Origin of the sequence: Streptomyces sp. NPDC001868 (assembly GCF_040297125.1) — a bacterium.
Taxonomy (GTDB): Bacteria; Actinomycetota; Actinomycetes; order Streptomycetales; family Streptomycetaceae; genus Streptomyces.
On sequence record NZ_JBEOYO010000029.1, the window covers coordinates 91,158 to 109,375 of the forward strand.

At 70.1% G+C, this 18,218-nt stretch carries 17 protein-coding genes and 1 tRNA gene; 7 read left to right on the forward strand and 11 right to left on the reverse strand.

The window, feature by feature from the left end; translation table 11 throughout:
* Positions 1–362: 362 nt before the first annotated feature.
* From ABT147_RS29260 to ABT147_RS29290, 7 genes are all read left to right on the forward strand, one after another.
* Positions 363–1,169, forward strand: a complete 807-nt coding sequence (locus ABT147_RS29260; RefSeq protein WP_351411547.1) for a helix-turn-helix domain-containing protein — start codon at positions 363–365, stop codon at positions 1,167–1,169.
* The gene (locus tag ABT147_RS29265; protein ID WP_351411507.1) at positions 1,166–2,065 is read left to right on the forward strand and encodes a helix-turn-helix domain-containing protein; all 900 of its coding nucleotides are present in this window, start codon (positions 1,166–1,168) and stop codon (positions 2,063–2,065) included. The genes ABT147_RS29260 and ABT147_RS29265 overlap by 4 nt, the downstream gene beginning before the upstream one ends.
* Before the next feature lie 202 nt (positions 2,066–2,267).
* Complete coding sequence (locus tag ABT147_RS29270; protein WP_351411509.1) at positions 2,268–2,645, forward strand: hypothetical protein; 378 nt, start codon at positions 2,268–2,270, stop codon at positions 2,643–2,645.
* A 358-nt stretch (positions 2,646–3,003) separates the two neighbouring features.
* Positions 3,004–5,406, forward strand: a complete 2,403-nt coding sequence (locus ABT147_RS29275) for an Orn/Lys/Arg family decarboxylase (protein ID WP_351411511.1) — start codon at positions 3,004–3,006, stop codon at positions 5,404–5,406.
* Between the two features lie 327 nt (positions 5,407–5,733).
* Positions 5,734–5,824 (forward strand) — tRNA-Arg (locus ABT147_RS29280).
* A 31-nt stretch (positions 5,825–5,855) separates the two neighbouring features.
* A complete protein-coding gene (locus tag ABT147_RS29285; protein ID WP_351411513.1) occupies positions 5,856–6,794 on the forward strand; it encodes a diacylglycerol/lipid kinase family protein in 939 nt (312 codons plus the stop codon).
* A 45-nt stretch (positions 6,795–6,839) separates the two neighbouring features.
* Positions 6,840–7,955, forward strand: a complete 1,116-nt coding sequence (locus ABT147_RS29290; RefSeq protein WP_502983182.1) for a ferritin-like domain-containing protein — start codon at positions 6,840–6,842, stop codon at positions 7,953–7,955.
* A 199-nt stretch (positions 7,956–8,154) separates the two neighbouring features.
* Here ABT147_RS29290 and ABT147_RS29295 read toward each other — a convergent pair whose 3' ends face one another.
* The 11 genes from ABT147_RS29295 to ABT147_RS29345 form a co-directional block, all read right to left on the reverse strand.
* Positions 8,155–9,393 (reverse strand): beta-ketoacyl-[acyl-carrier-protein] synthase family protein, encoded by a 1,239-nt coding sequence (locus ABT147_RS29295; RefSeq protein ID WP_351411515.1) that lies wholly within the window; start codon positions 9,391–9,393, stop codon positions 8,155–8,157.
* On the reverse strand, positions 9,390–9,632 hold the full coding sequence (locus ABT147_RS29300; protein ID WP_351411517.1) for an acyl carrier protein: 243 nt from the start codon (positions 9,630–9,632) through the stop codon (positions 9,390–9,392). Before ABT147_RS29300 ends, ABT147_RS29295 begins: the two co-directional genes overlap by 4 nt.
* Positions 9,633–9,689: 57 nt before the next feature.
* Positions 9,690–10,694: a beta-ketoacyl-ACP synthase III gene (locus ABT147_RS29305; protein WP_351411519.1), complete on the reverse strand. Its 1,005-nt coding sequence runs from the start codon at positions 10,692–10,694 to the stop codon at positions 9,690–9,692.
* A complete protein-coding gene (locus ABT147_RS29310; protein WP_351411521.1) occupies positions 10,691–11,770 on the reverse strand; it encodes a fatty acid desaturase family protein in 1,080 nt (359 codons plus the stop codon). Before ABT147_RS29310 ends, ABT147_RS29305 begins: the two co-directional genes overlap by 4 nt.
* Positions 11,767–12,744, reverse strand: a complete 978-nt coding sequence (locus ABT147_RS29315; RefSeq protein ID WP_351411523.1) for a VlmB-like protein — start codon at positions 12,742–12,744, stop codon at positions 11,767–11,769. Before ABT147_RS29315 ends, ABT147_RS29310 begins: the two co-directional genes overlap by 4 nt.
* Positions 12,745–12,756: 12 nt before the next feature.
* Positions 12,757–13,311 (reverse strand): flavin reductase family protein, encoded by a 555-nt coding sequence (locus ABT147_RS29320; RefSeq protein ID WP_351411525.1) that lies wholly within the window; start codon positions 13,309–13,311, stop codon positions 12,757–12,759.
* A complete protein-coding gene (locus ABT147_RS29325) occupies positions 13,302–13,793 on the reverse strand; it encodes a hypothetical protein (protein ID WP_351411527.1) in 492 nt (163 codons plus the stop codon). Before ABT147_RS29325 ends, ABT147_RS29320 begins: the two co-directional genes overlap by 10 nt.
* A complete protein-coding gene (locus tag ABT147_RS29330) occupies positions 13,793–14,311 on the reverse strand; it encodes a type II toxin-antitoxin system RatA family toxin (protein WP_351411529.1) in 519 nt (172 codons plus the stop codon). Before ABT147_RS29330 ends, ABT147_RS29325 begins: the two co-directional genes overlap by 1 nt.
* Positions 14,298–15,596, reverse strand: a complete 1,299-nt coding sequence (locus ABT147_RS29335; protein ID WP_351411531.1) for an aspartate aminotransferase family protein — start codon at positions 15,594–15,596, stop codon at positions 14,298–14,300. Before ABT147_RS29335 ends, ABT147_RS29330 begins: the two co-directional genes overlap by 14 nt.
* A gap of 8 nt (positions 15,597–15,604) precedes the next feature.
* Positions 15,605–16,741: an acyl-CoA dehydrogenase family protein gene (locus tag ABT147_RS29340; protein WP_351411533.1), complete on the reverse strand. Its 1,137-nt coding sequence runs from the start codon at positions 16,739–16,741 to the stop codon at positions 15,605–15,607.
* A 41-nt stretch (positions 16,742–16,782) separates the two neighbouring features.
* Positions 16,783–18,218, reverse strand: a 1,436-nt coding sequence (locus ABT147_RS29345; RefSeq protein ID WP_351411535.1) for an aldehyde dehydrogenase family protein, incomplete at its 5' end; no start/stop codon positions are given.

Below are 18,218 nucleotides of genomic sequence, written 5' to 3' on the forward strand. Positions count from 1 at the left end.
TGTGTGCCTGAAGCGCGGGTGCCTCAAGGCGTGTCGATGGTCGTGTGAGCGCGGTTGGCCGTACGGGATGGCCCGGGCCGCTTGCCGCGTCCACCAGAGGATGTGCTGTGCCGGAGCCCGCTCGCCAGAGCGATGGAGCAGGTGGGGTGATCACGGGATGCGATACGCGTTGACCTGCGGAGGTGATGTCTCGGGTGAGGTCGGAGCGGGACGCCGGGGGGTGGGGCTCCATCGGAACGGCGAGGGTCTGGAGAGGCGGGAAGGCGGCGCGGCGGGGTCTGCGACGTGGGCGTGTACGCCGTGCTCACGACACATCGGCTCTGGCATGCTGACGGCAGTTTCAGAGACTCACGGGGGTGGATATGTCTCGTTGGAAGGACTTACCCGAGTCACTCGATCCGCAGTTACGGCAACTCGTCGTGCTGCTGCGCGAGCACAAGGACCGCAGCGGACTGAGCATCGCGGCCCTGGCCTCCAGGACGGGATTCAGCAAGTCCTCCTGGGACCGCTATCTCAACGGCAGGGCGACGCCTCCCCAGGAGGCCGTCGAATCGCTCGCGCGCACATGCGACGTGCGTCCCGCGCCCCTCTTGGAGCTGCGGGAGCTGGCGGCGGCGCGGGAAGAGGGCCCGGAGACGTCAGGGCCGTCGGCCCCTGCCGAAGCGGCAGGTTCGCCGGGCGCACGAGGCACGTACACCACCGGCCCGCGCCCGCCTGTGCCGTGGCTGGCGATCATGCTCTCCAGCGTCACCACGGCCCTGGTGATGATGATCGGCCTGATGCTTCTCGCACCCTGGGAGAACATGACACGGCCCGCAGCGAGCGGTGGGAACGGGAAGCCGTACACAGGGCCGGTGCACCCGACGCTGGGGGAGTTCGTCTACGAGCCGGGCAAGGAGTACGCCTGTGAGGTCAAGCGGGACTCCGACGACGCTCTGCTGTACGCCGGCTACAGCCGCACACGCACGGAGCTGATCCAACGGGACGCCTCCCGCTGGTCGGTGGTGGAGGCGCAGTGCCTGCTGGCCCACCACGGCATCGCGCCCGGGGTCGTCGACGGTTCCCTCGGCAAGACCACGGAACGTGCGGTGCGGCGTCTGCAGGACCGGGGGCGCATCGCCGTGGACGGGATCATCGGCCCGGACACCTGGAAGGTGCTGCGCACATGAGCGAGCAGGGCACCCGAGGGCTGGACGGAGAGTGGAAAGCGCCCGCGGAGTGTGTCCGGCTCGCCGCGACGCTGCGTGAGCTGCGCGCCGTTACGGGACTGAGCCTGGCACGTCTGGCAGACAGGACTCCCTACAGCAAGTCCTCATGGGACCGGTACCTCAACGCGAGGGCGATGCCGCCCCGGCACGCGGTTGAGCAGTTGTGCGCCTTGGCCGGGAAGGAACCGCAACGCCCCGTCGCCCTGTGGGAGCTGGCGGAGGCGGCATGGAGCGGTCGCGCGGGCCGTAGCACGCAGAACGGGGAAAAGAGCGCACACCGCCACGACACAGCGAGGGCTACGTCGGAGGGCGTATCGGCAAGCGAGGGGGCCCCGCTCACCGACACGGAACGAACCAGTCCGCGCATCCCCTGGCTCTACGTCGGCATCCTCGGCTCACTGTCCGCACTGGCCGCCGGGCTGCTGATCGCCCTGTCCCCCACCGGAGATGACCCAGCTGGAGACCGTGCCTCGACGACGGACTTCGCCGTCCCGAGCATCGGCTGCCACGCGGCCTCCTGCACCGGAAAGAACCCCGAGGATCAGGACTGCTCCACGGCCAGGACACCGCCCGTCGAGCTGGGAGAGCGCCGGTTCGCGGGCACGGTCGTCAAGATCCGCCGCTCCGAGGTGTGCGAGACGGTGTGGGCCCGCGTCGACCGGGGTGTGACGGGCGATCGGCTGGAGATCGTCGTGCCGGGGAGCCACGTTCACCAGGTCGTCGTACAGGACAAGTTCGACGAGGTGGGCTCCGTGTCGAGCCCGATGATCGCCGCGGCCGACGTCATCCTGAGCCGCGTACAGGCTTGTCTGGTACGCGAGGACGAACGGCGCTGCTTTTCCGCGACACCGGCCTGAGTGCCGCCTCGCGCTTACGGGGTCCTCACTGCGGAGAGCCTGATCCTTTCGGGCGAATCTGCGGCTCCTATGGGGATGTTGCAGCGCTGGAAACCGCTCCGACACGCGTTTCGAGCCAATCGAGGCAGTCGCATATACACCTGAACACCCACAGCCAAGAATGCGCATGACAACCAGACCACTACGGGAAGGTACGGCACACATGCGCATCAAATGTCTGGCGATGCTCGGTCCCGCCGTTCTGCTGGCCTCTGCGGCCTTCACGGGGACGGCGAGCGCGGCATCGACGGGGCCAGAGGCGCTCGTCTGTAATTCCAACTGGTCAGTCTCCAGCGGCCAGGGGCGTGCTGCGGGCAAGTGGTGCTACAACAACGGCGCCGGCAATGCGATAGCGGTCCGGGGGACCGTGACCGACACGAACGCCGACGGCAGGTGTCCGTTCGTCCAGGTGACCACGAGCGCGGGATGGAAGCTCGACAGCGACTGGGCCGGCCCCAGGGGCGACTCCTCCCCCGTCAACATCGACGCTCCTTCCGGGCAGCACCTGACGGGCCTCGCGATCAAGTACATCACCTGCTGACATCAGCGAAGTGAGCCTGTCCCTGCTCCGGATTCCGGAGCAGGGACATGCTTCAGCCTGAATGTCCGAGGCCGGGCGCTCCCCGCCGCTTCACGAAGGGCGCAACTCCTCCCGCCTGCCCTCGCCCTGCCGAGCGATGCGACTCGCTCGCCCACCAGTTCCCGGCGCTCGCGGGTGCGGATCCCGTACGGAGACGCCAGTGTGCCCGCCGCGACGGGCTTGGCGCCGAGCCGGCCGATGCGGGTCGCTGGAAGCTGGGTTGTTCCGTCCTGCGGGTGGTTTACGGCTGTGAAGCTGCGGGTTGAGGCGGTCCGCTCGGAGACTGGGCGGGGCGGCGTCGGCCGCCGGGAGGGGTCTCATGGCGGACAGCAGGATTTTGGTCGCGGTACGGGAACGTCCCCACGATGAGGGTGCCGGTGCCAAGCAGTTGGTGCGCATCGGTGAGGCGATCGAGAAGCGGGGGTTCGACGTCCGATGGGCGGAAGACGTCGCGGACGCCGAGGCTGTGCTGCGGACGGAGGCGGGGCTGACCGCGGCACTGGTCGCCTGGGAACTTCCGGGCCAGGGAGGCGCGGGCGGCGAGCCAGGGGGCGCCGCGGTGCTGCACTCCATCGGCCGGCGGTTTCAGAAACTGCCGGTCTTCCTGGTCATGTCCGAGGACGGCCTGCAGGACCTGCCGCTGTGGGTGTCGGAGTCGGTCGTGGGCTATGTGTGGCCGCTCGAGGACACTCCAGGATTCATCGCGGGCCGGATCACCACCGCCGCGCGCGCCTACCAGGAGGCCGTCCTGCCGCCCTTCTTCCGGGCGCTGCGCCGCTTCGACGACGCGCACGAGTACTCCTGGCACACCCCGGCCCACTCCGGCGGTGTCGCCCTGCTGAAGTCACCTGCGGGCCGGGCCTTCCACGACTACTTCGGCGAACGGCTGTTGCGCAGCGACCTGTCGATCTCCGTGGGGGAACTCGGCTCGCTGTTCGAACACACCGGCCCCATCGGCGAAGCGGAGCGCAACGCCGCCCGTGTCTTCGGCTCCGGCCTCACCTACTTCGTGCTGCACGGGGATTCCACCTGCAATCGCGTGGTCGGCCACTTCAGTGTCACCCGCGACGAGATCGCACTCGTGGACCGTAACTGCCACAAGTCGGTGCTGCACGGCCTCGTCGTCTCCGGCGCCCGCCCGGTCTATCTGATCCCCACCCGCAACGGCTACGGCCTGGCCGGACCGCTCCCCCCGGCGGAACTCGCGGCGGACTCCGTCGCCGCCCGGATCGCCGCCAACCCGCTGTCCCAGGATGCCGTGTCGCTCCGCCCTCAGTACGCCGTCTTCACCAACTCCACCTACGACGGACTGTGTTACGACGCCCCCACGGCCGCCGAAGCGTTCGCCCCCAGCACACCCCGGCTGCACTTCGACGAGGCATGGTTCGCCTACGCCCGCTTCCACCCGCTCTACGCGGGCCGGTACGGCATGTCGGTGGACGAGGACACGTTCCCCGGCCCGGACCGGCCGACGGTCTTCGCGACGCAGTCCACCCACAAACTGCTGGCCGCGCTCTCGCAGAGCGCCATGGTCCACGTCAAACCCGCCCCACGGGCGCCCGTCGAACACGACCGGTTCAACGAGGCGCTGATGATGCACGGCACCACCTCCCCGCTCTATCCGATGATCGCCTCGCTGGACGTGGCCACGGCGATGATGGACGGACCTCAAGGCCGCTGGTTGATCGACGAGGCCGTGACCGAGGCGGTTCGCTTCCGCCAGGAGATGGTCCGCATCCGGCGCCGTATCGAGGAGGCCGGCGATCGACCGCCGTGGTTCTTCGGTGTGTGGCAACCCGAGACGGTCACCGACCCGGCCACCGGCATCCGAATGCCGTTCGACGAGGCCCCGGCCGACCTGCTGCGCACCGAACCGTCATGCTGGCATCTGGAACCCGGCGCGGCCTGGCACGGCTTCCCGGGACTGACCGACGGCTACTGCATGCTCGACCCGATCAAAGTCACCCTGACCTGCCCGGGCATCGACGCGACCGGATCGACCGGTGAGTGGGGCATCCCGGCACGTGTGCTCACCGCGTATCTGGCCACCCGTCACATCGTCGTGGAGAAGACCGACAGCTATACGACGCTCGTCCTGTTCTCCATGGGCATCACCAAGGGCAAATGGGGCACCCTCCTCGACGCCCTGATGGACTTCAAGGCCCTCTACGATCAGGACGCCCCGCTCGACCAGGTCCTGCCCGCACTGGTCGCCGAGCACCCCGGGCGATACGTCGGCCGAACCCTGCGCGAGCTGTGCCAGGACATGCACGACCATCTGCGCTCGGTCCGCCTCGTCGATCTGCTGGACACTGCCTTCCAGCAGCTGCCGGAGCCGGTCGCTCCACCGCAGCTGTGTTACCAGCGCCTGATTCGCGGTGGCACCCACCGCGTACGGTTGGCCGATGCGGCGGGCCAGGTGGCCGCTGCCATGATCACCGTCACCCCGCCCGGCATCCCCGTCCTCATGCCCGGCGAGAGCGTCGGGGCCCCTGAAGGCCCGCTGCTGCGCTATCTCACCGCTCTCGAATCCTTCGACCGCCGCTTCCCCGGATTCCGCAGCGAAACCCATGGCGTGACCCTCGATCCCGACACCGGCGACTACCTCATCGAATGCCTACGACCGACAACCGACGACCGAGCAAGTGCCGCCGCGCAGGAACCCCGTGCCGTCGCACCGGCCCAGCGCATGCACCCGCAGGAAACCCATGAGCGGTCCTGACAACGGGTGATCTCAGCACGGTTGAGGCCGGCGCCCCAAGGGGGTCGGCCTCAGTGGTCCTCGGGGCGGCTGTGGCCGCTGCCCGGGAAGACGGCAGACGTTGCGTTCTTGCCCAGGCCGAGGCCGGATCGGCTGGTGCGCGTCCGGGGCGCGCTCACTGGTCACGGGTCTGGCCGCGAACCGGTCCTTCGAGTCGGGCGGCCCGGTGCGGACGCGGGACCTGCTCGACGTGTGAACCCGGTCGGCTCACCGTCGCTGAGACACCCGTTTCAGCCGTCTGCAAGCCATGGCTGGCACTGTCTTCCTGTCGGCCTCGGAGGCCGGCAGGGAGAGGTACCCATAGCGGCCCAATGGGGACCGGAGTTCTTCTCCGGTCAGGGGTTCACGCCCCACGCAGGTTCGAATCCTGCTCTCTCCGCCCATCAGCTTCGGACCAAGGAAGCCACAGCATGAGCCACTGGGCAGGCACCGCGGTGATCGTGGCGAACGGCCGGGCGGGCGGCGCCGGTTCACTTCCGGTCGCGGAGATCGTCGGCGCGTGCCGGCAGCGCGTCGGGGAAGTGAGCGTGGTGCGGACCGCGTACCCGGGGCACGCCCGGACGCTCGCCGCGAAGGCCGCACGGGACGGTGCGGACGCCGTACTCGCGGTCGGCGGCGACGGCACCGCGAGCGAGGTGGCGGACGGCCTGGTGGCCGCCCGGGAGGCCGAGCCGGAACGCGACGGCCCGGCCCTGCTGTGCGTCCCGGCCGGCACGGGCAACTCCTTCTACAAGGAGATCTGGCAGGACCGCCCCTGGCACGAGTCGCTCGCCCTCGCCCTCGGCACACGGCGGCCACGGATCCGGCGGGTGGACATGGCACGCGTCGAGGAGACACGGGACACCGTGCTGCTGGGCGCCTGTTCGGGGCTCGTGGCGGAGGCGCTGGAGACAGCCTCGGGGCTCACCGAGCTCACCGGCCGTGCCCGCTACCAGGCCGCGGTCGCCGCCACCCTGCGCGACTTCGCACCGCACCCGGCGCGCGTCGTCGTGGACGGTGAGGTGATCCACGAAGGCAGCGTGATCCTCGCCAACGTCGGCGGGGGTCGCTACCGCGGCGGCGGGTTCCTGCTGCTGCCGCGCTCCGTACTGGACGACGGCCTGCTGGACGTCTGTGTGGTCACCGGCGGCCTCGACCCACGTGAGCTGCCCGGGCTGACCCGTGAGGGACGGCATCTCGAACGGCCCGAGGTGATCTACCGGCGCGGTCGGCGTATCCGGATCGAGCGCGTCGACGGCGCCCCTCTCACCTTCGAGTGGGACGGGGAGGTCCGGCGCGGACGCGCACGCTACACGCTGGACGTCCTTCCGGCGGTGCTGCCGGTCCTCTCCCCGCCCGAGTCTTCGTGACCGCAGAGCCACCATCCGCACCACGCTGAGGGGACTGGACTGCTCATGAGCGGAACCGTCAACACCCCGCACGGGGACACCAGCACCTCCTGGTCGTTCCCGATGCAGGGACGGAACACCTTCACCTGGGAGTACGACACCGATCGAGAGCGATTGCTGAACCTCTACCAGAAGGGCAAGGACAAACAGTGGGACAGTACGAAACGGATCGACTGGTCTCTCGAAGTGGATCCCTTCGACGTGCTGGGCACCCCGGAGAACACCCTCGCCCTCTACGGATCGCGGCAGTACTCCCGGCTGAACACACGTGAGAAGCAGGAGCTGCGGCAGCACATGGCCGCGTGGGAGTTCAGTCAGTTCCTGCACGGCGAACAGGGCGCGATGATCTGCTCCGCCCGGATCGTGGAGTCGGTGCCGGACATCGACTCCAAGTTCTACGCGGCCACGCAGGTCATGGACGAGGCCCGGCACGCGGAGTTGTTCACCCGCTTCGTACACGACAAGATCGGTATGACCTATCCGATCAGCCCGCATCTGAAGTCCCTGCTGGGCGAGGCGCTGAACGACTCCCGCTGGGACATGCCCTATCTCGGTATGCAGGTGCTCATCGAGGGTCTCGCCCTCGCGGCCTTCGGCATTCTGCGCGACAAGACGGACAAACCGCTGCCGAAGCAGATCCTCTCCTACATCATGCAGGACGAGGCACGGCACGTGGCCTTCGGGCGTCTCGCGCTGCGCGACTACTACAAGGAGCTCACCAGCCAGGAGATAGCGGATCGCGAGGACTTCATCGTCGAGGGCTGCTACCTCATGCGGGACCGGCTGCGTATGCAGGAGGTGTGGGAGACGCTCGGCTTCGACATGAAGGAGTGCATGGAGTACATGAACCGGGGGCCCCGTATGCGGGCCTTCCGCTCCCGGCTCTTCACCCGGATCGTGCCCTGTGTGAAGGACATCGGCCTGTGGGGGCCCAAGGTCCAGCAGGCGTACGCCGACATGGGCGTGCTGGAGATGGCCGACCGTGACCTGCTCAAGCTGATGGCTGCCGACGAGGCTCAGGCCGAGGCGCTGGACGCCGAGCGGCGCGAGCTGGAGGAGCGGCAGCGGGAGGTCCATCACGCCATCGCCGAGGGACAGCTCCCGGCGGGCGACGACGGCTGAGGCCACGCACGACACGAACGACTCTCGGCACGAACGGCGTACGACAAAGGCCGTACGGCACGGACGGTGGGCGACTCCGCCGGCCCCGCTCCCCCGGGGTCGGCGGAGTCGTTCGTGTGTGTCGCGCCGACCCGTGCGCGGCGGCACGCGAAGAGCCGCCGCACGGAAGGACCGTACGGCGGCTCGGCGGCATCCGGACTCAGGGGCGGGTCAGCAGCAACACGGCGTTCTGACCGCCGAATCCGAAGGAGTTGCTGACGGCGACCTCCACGTCGGCGGGCCGTGCCTCCTTGGCGACGACGTCCAGGTCGATCTCCGGGTCCTGGCTGTCCAGGTTCGCGGTCGGCGGTATGAGTCCGTTCTCCACAGTGAGGGCCGCGATCGCCACCTCGATCGCGCCCGAGGCCCCCAGCGAGTGACCCGTCACCCCCTTCACGGAGGTCACCGCGGGCCGGTCGCCGAGGACCCGGCGGATCAGCCGGGCCTCCATCAGGTCGTTGAGCGGGGTGGAGGTGCCGTGCGCGTTGACATGGTCCACGGAACCCGGGTCGACCCCCGCGTCGTCGAGGGCCGCGCGCAGCGCCAACTCCGCGCCGGCGCCCTGGGGTTCCGGGGCGGTGGCGTTGTAGGCGTCGGCCGAGGCCCCGTATCCGCTGATGTGGGCGCGGACGTGCGCCCCACGGGCCCGCGCGCTCTCGGGGCGCTCCAGGACCAGGACGGCGGCGCCCTCCGCGGGTACGAATCCGTCCCGGTCCACGTCGAACGGGCGGGAGGCCGCGGTGGGTCGGTCACGACGCTCGGAGAGGGCGCCCATCTGCTGGAAGCCGGAGATGATCGAGGGAATGAGGCATGCCTCGGTGCCGCCCGTGATCACCACGTCGCACCGCCCGCTGCGCAGCAGTTCACGGGCCGCGCCCACGGCGGTCGCGCCCGAGGCGCAGGCCGTGGCCGTGACGAAGTTGGGCCCGCGGGCGCCGAACTCCATGGCGATGTAGCCGGCCGACATGTTGACCGCGAGCATGGGGATGAGCAGGGCGGACACCTTCCGTGACCCCTGCTCCAGCAGGACGTGGTGCTGTTTCTCCCAGGCCGCGGCCCCGCCGATGCCGCTGCCGAGCACCACGCCCACGCGGGCGCCGTCCCAGGTCTCCGGGTCGAGGCCCGCGTCGGCCAGGGCCTCGGTCGCCGCGGCGACGGCGAACTGGCTGCTGCGGTCCAGCCGCCAGGCCTTGCGCTTGCCGACGGCGGCCGCCGGGTCGAAGTCGGGTATGCAGCAGCCGATGTCGGCGGGGATGCCGGCCAGGGCGGGGACCCGCTGCGCGGCGGTGCCGGTCGCGCTCTTGACACGGTCCCAGGAGGCGGCGGTCCCGAGGCCGGCGGGGGTCACCATGCCGATGCCCGTGACCGCCGCGTCGAACCGGCCATCGGCCGCGGTCATCGAACCGTCACCTGCTTGGCGTCGAGCACGTCGGCCGCCTCCGTCAGCGAACTCCTCGCGTGCAGATCGTCGTCGGTGAGGGTGATGCCGAACTCCTCCTGGGCGGCCAGCGTCAGCTCCACGAGCGCCAGGGAGTCCAGTTCCAGTTCCTCGAAGGTGTTCCCGGGCGAGACCTCGTCGGCGTCGATGCCGAAGCCCTTGGCCAGCAGGCCCACGAGACGGTCGTACGTGCTGCTCATGTCGTGCTCCTCAACAGGTGGGTGCGGGTGAACGGTGGTAGGCGGGGGCGGGTGTGCTCACGCCGGGGTGATCGCGGGCCACCGGACGGCGCAGGCGCCCCAGGTGAGGCCGCCGCCGAACGCCGTGAGCACGACGCGGTGTCCCGGCGTCAGCCCGCCGGTGCCCACGGCGTGCGCGAGGGCCAGCGGGACGGAGGCGGCGGCGGTGTTGCCGACCTGGTCGAGGTGGACGGGGCACCGGTCGCGCGACAGCCGCATCCGGTCCGCGACGGCGTGCAGGATCCGGAGGTTGGCCTGGTGCGCGACGAGCCGGTCGATGTCGTCCACCTGCCAGCCGGCTCGCCGCGCCGCGGTCAGGGAGGCGTCGGCCATCCGCTCCACTGCGTTGCGGAAGACGGACTTGCCCGCCATCCGGAAGTACGGGTCTCCCCCGCCCTCGGCCGACGTGCGCAGCGGTTCGCGGGAGCCGCCCGAGCGGACGATGATGAGTTCGCTGCCGGTGCCGTCGCTGCCGAGCACCGGCGTGCCCAGGGCGCCGGGCTCCTCGGCGTCGCCGGCCCGCAGCACCACGGCGCCGGCGCCGTCGCCGAAGATGGAGCGGGTGGAGCGGTCGGCCGGGTCGAGGATGCTGGAGTACATGTCCGCGCCGATGACGAGCACGCTGCCCGCCGTGCCCGCGGCGATCAGTCCGGCGCCGGTGGCCAGGGCGTACAGGAAGCCGGTGCAGACCGCGCCGACGTCGAAGGCCGCCACGGTGCCGAGGCCGAGCTGCGCCGCCACCAGCGGTGCGGTGGCCGGGCAGGGGTGGTCCGGTGTGGTGGTGGCCAGCACGACGGCGTCCACGCTCTCCCGCCCGGCGGACTTCAGTGCGCGCCGGCCGGCCTCCACCGCGAGGTCCGAGGTGGCCGCGGACGGGTCGGCGACATGGCGGGTGCCGATTCCCGTACGGCTGCGGATCCATGCGTCGGAGGTGTCCAGTTCCCGGGCCAGGTCGTCGTTGGTCACCGCGTGCGGCGGAAGCCAGGTGCCGAGACCGCACAGCACCGCGGCGTCGGCGCTCACCGTGCTCCCGGGACCGACGCGTCCCGCTCCAGTGTGGCCACTTCCTGGCTGACCTCGCCGAGGTAGTCGGCCACGTTCAGGTAGGAACGCAGCAGCCGTTCCTCCGCGTACGGCAGCCCGTTGCGCACCAGGTAGTCCTTGATCAGGGGCTGGGCGCGGCGCAGGTTCCGGCGGGGCATGGACGGGAACAGATGGTGTTCGATCTGGTAGTTGAGCCCGCCGTAGAAGAAGTCCGTGATCCGGTTGGGCACCAGGTTGCGGGAGGTGACCACCTGGCGGGTGAGCCAGTCCAGATCCTCCTCCTCTCCGTCGCGTACGGGCAGTCCCTTGTGGTTGGGCGCGAACATCAGCCCCATGTAGAAGCCGAACACGGCCTGGTGGACGACGATGAACCCGATGGCGATACCGGGCGAGAGGACCGTGAGGACGACAGTCAGATAGGCCGCCAGGTGCAGCGTCAGCAGGCTCAGGTCGAGGATCACGTACCGTTTGAGCGCTCCCTTGCGGGCCGCCACATAGCCGGACGCGTGCAGACGCAGGCCTTCCATCAGGATCAGGACGTAGAACATCCATGCCTGGTGCCGGACGACGAAGCGGCCGACGGATCCGGTGCGTTTCGTCCGGTCCTTGGCGTCGAAGATCACCTGTCGCCGCAGTATGTCCGGGTCCAGCGAGAGGTGGTTGGGGAAGTTGTGGTGTTTGGTGTGGTGGGCGACCCACCAGCCGAAGCTCACACCCGTGAGCAGGTTGCCATGGGTGTAGCCGATCACGTCGCCGGGCCGTCGGGTGCGGAAGATCTGGCGGTGGCCGGCGTCGTGCCCGATCAGGTCCGTCTGGCCGAAGCAGACCGCGAGGAGGACGGCCACGGCCAGCTGCCACCAGCTGTCGCCGACCAGCGCGAACAGGGTCCAGACCGCTGCCAGGAGCACCAGGTTCGTCACGATCTTGACCGTGTAGTAGACGGGCTGGGCGTCCATGAAGCCGGCCTGCCGTACCAGTCGAGTGATCTCCTGCAGGCTGGCGGTGTGCGCCGCTCCCACGTCCCGAGAGCCGGGGGTCTCGTCCAGGGCGCTCATACCACCGCCTCCTCGAGGCCCATGTGGACCAGCCTGGTGCGCTGCATGTGCGCGGCCCATTCGTGTCCGGTCTCCAGCCGTTCCTCGGCGGTCGTGTCGGCCAGGCGGCGGCCGGGCCAGATCTCGTAGTCGCCGAGCAGGTCACGGTGCTGCTCGACGCCCTGCTGGAAGAGCTCCTCGCGGCGCATCAGCTGCTCCGTGGTGGGCAGCTTGTCCCACAGGGCGTAGCCCTCCTGGATCAGCTCCAGGAGGCGTTCCTTGTCCTGCGGGTGTGCGCGCAGATGGTCACGGACGATGGCGCTGCCGACGGTCAGATGCCGGATCTCGTCGATCCCGGCGCCGCGTTCGATGTCGGCGGCGGCCGGGTCGAAGACCCGCCATTTGCGTTCGCTCAGTTCGGCGGCGGGTGCCAGGACACCCTCGACCAGGACGGTCAGGACCAGGACGCCGCCGATGAAGTCTCGCTCGTCGCGCAGCACCCGGAGCCCGAGGTTCTCCAGGGGTACGAGGATCCGCTCCTGGTCGACGGCGGCCACACGCGCCACCGTCGCGAACAACTCCGTCTCGGGTACACCGAGTTCGAGCAGGTGGCTGCGGAACACCATGGCGTGCCGGGCTTCGTCGATCAGCTGGGTGGCGTAGAACTCCATGGTGTCGTTGTCGGGTGCCAGCGCCGTCAGGTAGCCGATGGCCCGGGTCGCCTTCTCCTCGGCGACGGAGCGGTAGGCCAGTTCCTGGGTGAGCGCGCTGTTCAGGGGGCCGGGCCGGGTGACCACGTCCAGCGGTCGTACGTCCGCCGCGTGGCCGAGGATGTTGCCGCGCAGGGTGCCGTTCGGTACGGCGTTGAGCCAGTACCGCAGATCGCAGACGGCCGGGGTGAGTTCGAGTTTCTCCGCGCCGTCCAGAAGTGAGGGGGCCCGGTCCCAGTCGGCTTCTACGGGAATGGCTGTCGTCGCGGTCGTGGATGTCGTCATGAGGATTCCCTTTCAATCCCTTTCCGTGTGGCGAAAGGTGGGCGTGGACGGGCCGGAGGACAGCTCACCGGCGAAGTTGACCAGCGGGGCGCCCCCGCTGTGGACCGCCGAGACGACGCGTGCGACCACCAGTTCGTGATCGCCGAACGGGACCGTGCGCTCCGTCCGGCACTCCAGCCACACCACGGCGCCCCTGAGGCGCGGCACCTCGCCGGCGGCGTCGCCGAGCCAGGCCTCCGGGGGCAGCTGGGCCAGGCCGCTGGGCCGGCCGCGCCGGGCGAAGTGCCGGGCCAGCGCCTCCTGCCCGGCCGCGAGGCCGTTGGCGACGAAGAGCCTGCTGTTCGTCATCGCGCGCAGCCCGCGGCTGCCGCCGCGCAGGGCCACACAGGCCATCGGGGGGTTCCCCGGAACGGTGCCGAAGGTGCTGACCGTCACGCCCTCGGCGGTGTCGCCCACCCCGCAGGTGAGCACCGTGACGCCGGTGACGAAGTGGCGCATGGCCGTGACGAGGCCGGCGTCGGTTCCCGCCTGGGCCGTCGCGGTGGGGCGTCGGGTGGCTAGGGCCATGACAGCGAGCCCAGGCGCTTCGGGTCCGGTTCGGCGGCCGTTCCCGCGGCTTCGTACTCGCTGCGGAAACGACGGTAGGACTGGTGCGTCTGCGGCTCGAAGTGCAGGCCGAACGGTTTGAGGTAGTTGCCGAACAGCGCCCGGTCGCCGAAGAGGTGGATGGGCAGGGCGAGCAGCGCCCACTCGAAGCCGTACAGCCAGATCCAGCCCAGCGTCACCAGGCCCTGGGTGACCAGGGAGTGCATGACGTTGTAGAGGACGTAGTAGGTCTTGTGGAGCCGGCCCTTGTGGCGCCGGTACTGAATGGCTCCCGGGAGGTAGCCGATGAGGTCGATGTAGACGAACAGGATCACGGCGGGCAGCCATCGCACCTCGGAGAGGTGGGTGAGGAAGAGCACCGTGGCGACGAGGAGGCCGAGGCCGTACTCCGCCCGTACGAGCCGGGCGGTCGCGGGTGTCATGAACAGGTTCTTGGTGTCCATCAGCCGGCCTGTGTCGCGGGGACGGGAGGCAGCGGCTCGGCCGGCCGGGCGGCGACGGCGCGGGCCAGTGCCTCGTCGCCCACCACCGAGCCGGCGGGGAACAGGCCGAGCACCACCCGGGCGATGGTCTCCTTGATGACCCGCTCGGCGACCGGGTCCAGGATGCCCGCGAGGCTGGGGATGCCGAAGTCGAACTCCGCACTGAAGCCGACCCGCACCTCGTCCCGCGCGACCGTGATCCGCCAGGTGCCCGCGAACGACTCGAAGTCCCCGTCGAGTTGGGTGAAGGTGATGGTGAGTGCCTGCCGGTCGAGGTGGTCGGACTCGGTCCAGCGCAGGATGCCGTTGCGGAAGTACACCTCCCAGTCGCTGGTCTCCTCCACCTCACTGATCTCATGGACGGTGACCGAGCGCACCACCGGCGCCAGATCCGGGTAGCGGGCGAACTCCTTCACCCGGTCGTACACCGCGTCCGCGGTGCTGTCGGGCACACCGATGGTCACGTCAACGCTGCGCATGGGCGGCGCCACCTTCGAGAGTCGGGACATAGCGAGCTGCCTGCGCACGGCAGGCACGGTCGAACGCCGCAAGGAGGAACTCCACCTCCGAGGGGCTGAGGACGGCGGGCGGGGTCAGGCGCAGCACCAGGTGGGAGTTGAGCGAGTGGTTCGCCACCACGCCCTGCTGGATCAGTTCGACCAGCAGGTCACCGGCCGGCCCGGGTGCGGCGAACTCGATGCCGAGGAGCAGGCCCCGGCCCCGTACCTCCCGGACGACATCGCCGAAGTGCTCCCGTGCGATCCGGTCGATCCCGTCGAGGAGTTCCGCTCCCAGGCGGCGGGCCCGGGTCACCATGTCCTCTTCCTCGATGGCGACGAGCGCGCCGCGCACGGCGGCCATCGCCAGCGGCATGCCCGAGAAGGTCGAGGTGTGCAGGTACGGGTCACGGTCGAAGGCGCCGAACACCTCCGGGGTCGCGAGGACCGCGGAGACGGGCATGACGCCGCCGCCCAGGGCCTTGCCGGACAGCAGCACGTCCGGGGTCAGCCGCTCCTCGTCCGCGCCCCACCAGGAGCCCAGCCTGCCCAGTCCGGTCTGGATCTCGTCCAGGACGAAGAGCGCGTCGTGGGCCCGGCACAGCTCCTGGACCGTACGCAGGTAGCCGGGCGGCGGCAGGACCACACCCGCCTCGCCCTGGACCGGCTCGATCACCACACAGCCGCGCCCTTGTGCCGCCGTGAGCTGCTCGGCCAGCGCCTCGGTGTCGCCGTAGGGCACATGGCTGATGCCGGAGAGCAGTGGGCGGAACGGCTCCCGGAACAGTTCTTTGCCGGTGAGGCCGAGCGCGCCCATGGTCTTGCCGTGGTAGCCGCCCAGGGTGGCGATCAGCCGGTCCTTGCCCCGGGTGCGGGCGAGTTTGATGGCCGCCTCCACGGCCTCGGCACCGGAGCAGGCGAAGTGCACCCGTTCGAGTCCGGCCGGGGCCCTGGCCACCAGGGCGTCGGCGGCCAGCGCCGCCTGGGGTTCGAGCAGCACCCGGGTGGCCACCGGGTTCCGGTTGAGCTGTTCGGTGACGTGGCGTACGACGGTGGGGTGCCGGGCCCCCATCAGCAGGACGCCGTAGCCGCTGCAGTTGAGCAGTCTGCGGCCGCTCGCGGTGGAGACCCAGGCGCCCTGCGACTCCGTCTCCAGTTCGCCGCCGAGCAGTTCGCCGAGGGTGGCCCGGCCCTTGCTCAGACGTGTCCGGTACAGCCGGTCGATCTCCCGGCGGCCGGGTGTCGGCTGAGGCGTGACGGTGGTCATGACGCTCCTCACGCCAGCCGCAGCGGCCGGCCGGCGACGTGGTCCAGGAAGGGGTCCGTGAAGGCGGAGCGGGAGGGCGGGTGGAAGGCCAGACCGTGCGAGGCGGCCGCCAGATAGGCGATGTCGCCCGAGCCGATGAAGGCCATTCCGCCGAGCAGTTCGACGGCGCGGCCCACGACGTCGCGGATCGCGTCCTGTGCCCCGTACCGTGCCACCAGAGCCCGTCCGAGGCCCTGGTTGCCCACCGCCTCGTCCATGATCATGCGGGCGGTGCCCTCGGTGAGGAGGGAGGCCGTCTCGTACCGGGTGAGCAGTTCGGCCCGTTCGGTGTTGGTGCCGCGGCCCCGGGCCAGCACCCGTTCGACCAGGGCGCCGGCCATGCCGACGTACGAGGCGGTGATGAGCAGTTCGAACCAGATGAAGCCCACGGTCTGGAGTTCGTCCAGTTCGCCCGCTTCGCCGAGTTCCGTGCGCATGACCTGCTGCTCGTCGACGAGGACGTCCTTCATGCGTACCTCGTCGCTCTCGGCCCCGGCCAGGGCCCAGCTCGACCAGAACGGCTCCACGGTCAGTCCCTCGACCTGGCGGGGCACCAGGAGCACCGCCATGTCGCTGGTGCCGTCCTCGTTCGGCAGGGCCGCGCTCGCGGTGAGCAGGTCCATGGAGCGGGAGAGGCTGCAGGGCTTCTTGGAGCCGTTGATGCGGTAGCCCTTCTCGGCCGGCCGCGCCTCCACCGTGGGGCTGAGGATGCCGCGCCCCGGACGTCCCTCGGCGAAACCGGAGGCCACCAGGAGCCGCTGTTCGACGATGCCCTCCAGCAGGGCCCACTCCACGCCGCCGCTCTGCAGGCTGTCGGCGAGCGAGAACAGCGTGGCCACCGAGAAGTGGTGCATGGTCGTGGCGACCGCGAGGGAGGGCGCGGCGGCGGCCAGCGCGCGGGTGACGGCCACCGCCTGCAGGGGCGTGGCCCCGCTTCCCGCATAGGTCTTGGGGATGACCAGCGCCGGGCCTCCGTGCGCGCGGAAGTGGTCTACGGCCGGGCTGCCGGGCTTTTCCAGGTCGGTCAGCGGAACCTTGTCGAGTTCGCCCAGCAGGCCGGGCAGAAACTCCTCGCAGATGCGCCGGTCCGCGTTCAATGAGCGCATGGCGTCGTCTCCTTGTGGACGTCTGGGTGCGAACGGACGCTTCAGGGGCGCTCGTCGATCAGGTTCTGCCAAGCCCCGAAGACCGCTTCCTGCGGCCGGGATCCCGAGCTGATGCTCACGCCCTGCAGATGCGAGGTCCGCAGGATGGGGTAGTTGGCCTCGCCGAAGACGCCTCCGGTCAGTCCGGTGCCGCCGTGCGTGGGCAGATAGGGCAGGAAGCCGATGTGCGAGTCGTTCACCTTGAACAGGCCGCCGGTACGCACCCGGGTGACGAACGTGTCGACGACGTCGGGGTCCTTGGCCCACAGGGAGTTGCGCAGCCCGTAGTGGTTGGAGTTCACGAACCCGATGAACGTCTCCAGGAGTTCGGCGTCCGGGGCGGGGTCGGCGATGATCAGGGGCAGCAGCGGGAAGAACGTCTCGTGCCGTACGGCGTCGAGTTCCCGTGCGCCTTCGACGCCGCGCACCGTGATGACGGTCGGTTCGAGGAAGATGCCGTTGGGGTCGCGGGTCTCGTCGAGTTGCATGGCGTAGCCCCCGCAGACCACCTCGGCGCCCTTGTCGCGGGCGTCCTGGAGGCAGGTGAAGAACTTCTCGTTGCGCAGTACGGGGGTCAGCAGCACATCGGGTTCCCACGCGTGCCCGGGGCGGATGTGGCCGATCTGCCGGATGAGGGACGCCACCAGCGCGTCGGCCACGTCGGGGTGCACCAGCACCTGGTTGGGGATCATGCACAGCTGTCCGGAGCCGTAGAAGCTCTCGGTGAGGGCCTCGGCCGCGAGTTCTACGTCGGCGTCCTTCCACACGGTGACGACGTCGTTGCCGGCCAGCTCAAGGATGGGCTTCTTGCCCGCCTCGATGCACCGCGCCTCGAACTTCAGGCCGTTGACGCTGCTGCCGAAGTAGATGATGTCGTCCACCGCGGGGTGCGCGAGCCAGCAGCCGAGCATCGGCGCCGGGTCGCCGCAGACGACGTTCAGCGTGCCGGGCGGCGCGCCGACCTCCGCCAGGACGGGTGCCACGATCTCCTGCATGACGTACATGACGCCGAGCGGTGCGCTGCGCGGGGCGCGCACCACCAGCGTGTTGCCGCCCATCAGGGCCGTCACGCCGAGCAGGGCGCTGGAGAGGGGGGCGTTCTGCGGCGGGTTGAGGCAGACGACGCCGTCGGGCTGCCTGCGCACCTGGAGACGCCGCTCTCCGCGGTGGAACTCCTGGAGCATCTGGGAGCGGTAGAAACTGATCGACTCCGGGCCGAAGCACTCCAGCATTCCGGAGACCTGCCAGCGGGCGAGGGCCAGCGGGTGGCCCTCCTCGACCAGGATGGCGGCGACGTCCTCGGCGTGTTCGGACAGGCGTGCGTGCAGCAGCCGGCCCACCGTGTCGATGCGGGTGTGCGGGGGAATGGCGCCCCAGGCCGTCGAGGCCGCGGCCGCGGCCTCGACGGCCCGCTCCACGGTGGCCCGGTGGGCCTTTG